This is a genomic window from Geminocystis sp. CENA526 (assembly GCF_050753365.1).
Classification (GTDB): domain Bacteria; phylum Cyanobacteriota; class Cyanobacteriia; order Cyanobacteriales; family Cyanobacteriaceae; genus Geminocystis.
Genome location: NZ_JBLZFY010000261.1, coordinates 1 through 1,558 on the forward strand (window position 1 = coordinate 1; position 1,558 = coordinate 1,558).

At 35.9% G+C, this 1,558-nt stretch carries 2 protein-coding genes; both read right to left on the reverse strand.

All coding sequences use genetic code 11. From position 1 onward, the window contains the following. On the reverse strand, nucleotides 1-1,137 hold a 1,137-nt coding region (locus ACN4EE_RS23240; RefSeq protein ID WP_431708882.1), incomplete at its 3' end, for a hypothetical protein. Between the two features lie 94 nt (nucleotides 1,138-1,231). Beyond that, a complete protein-coding gene (locus tag ACN4EE_RS23245; protein ID WP_431708883.1) occupies nucleotides 1,232-1,510 on the reverse strand; it encodes a hypothetical protein in 279 nt (92 codons plus the stop codon). Between the last annotated feature and the right edge of the window lie 48 nt (nucleotides 1,511-1,558).

Sequence of the window (1,558 nt, forward strand, 5' to 3'; positions counted from 1 at the left end):
GTATTGTAAGTTAATGCTTTTATCTAGATTATCAGTTTTGATATTTTTTTTGTACGACAAATAATCCCAAAACTCAGGGAAAGGTACTTTTTTATTTTTGCCACTAGCCAAATCAGTAAGCCTTGCAGAAGACTTAAAACCGAGAGCCTCAGCCAATACCTTAGTTTCCACCTTATCCTTTGGTAAAGCCAAAAAGTCCGCAGGAATATGACTCACATCGGCTTGGTTCTTAACTTCGTTCTTACCCTCAATATTAACTAATTGAGAAACAGGATTTTCTTCCGTAATAGTTGGTGTAGAAGAATCGTTGACTTCTAGTTTCCCTTCATCATTCTTACTTACCTTGCTACTAACTTTATTACTAACTAAATTATGACCCTGTTCAGTTGGAGATATATCCTCCTCACTTACCTTCTCAACTTGGTTAGTATCTTTGTTACTATCCTCTTTATTTAAGTTATTAACTTGGTTAGTATCTTCATTACTATCCTCTTTATTTAAGTTATCAACTTGGTCAGATTCTCCTTTCTGTTTATCCCCAAGGCGTTGCTTATCCTCACCGTCGCCTTCACCTTCACCCTCACCCTCACCCTCACCTTGCACTGGTAGAAAAACAACTTCCTTCTCATCCTTATCCTTATCCTTATCCTTATCCTTGTCAGGGAGTACTTTTAACTCTCCATCATCATCATCATCATCATCATCATCATCATCATCATCATCATCAGCAATATTACCCTGTGCCAAATTTTCATCTTCTTCCAAATCATTAGTTAATAACCCATTCTTAACTAAGTTCTCATCTATTACTATTTCCGTCTCATCTAGATTAGATATGGGTCTTAACTTATTCTCTACTAAGTTATTAACTAAGGAATTTAGGTGAATATCCAAATATTCCCGTACCTTTTGTGCCACTAAAACATCTAAATCTAACCGCTCAAACTGCAAAGCTAGATCGTGGATAGTTGCATCCCTGTCTCCCAAAATGGGCTTACCAGCATCCTGCCAAGCCTCTAATAACCTCCCTAAAACCCTCGCTTTAGAAATCCCCTCATGAAGGGCGATAAACTCATCAAGGATTGAAGCCTGATGCTCAGTAATCAACCCAGAATATTTCGGCAACGAACTCGGCATAAGATAATCAATAGGTCTTAACTTTGTTACTAACTAGATAATAACAAAAAATCAAAGTCTGTAGATGATCGATCGAAGGAATTTAAAAATTAGACTAATCCTCAAATAGATTATCATTGAGATTAGTATGAGTCATTCCATATCGTTGACGAAAAACAGTTTCAATTAACTCAGATTTACTCGTATTTTTTTCCTTAGCCTCCTCAATTATTTGCTGATTCAATTCAGGAGTTAAAGTAATCGTATATTTTTGCTTAACCTGCTCATAAAATATTGGTACTCCCCTCAAGGCTTTTTGATTAACTCTACGAGAATCAGAAGCTGAAGCAGAAGCCGAAGCCGAAGATTTCGTTAATTTTTTTGACTTTTTCAAGACAATAGCCCCCTAATAAATACAGTAGAATCATTTTATAAATTTTAA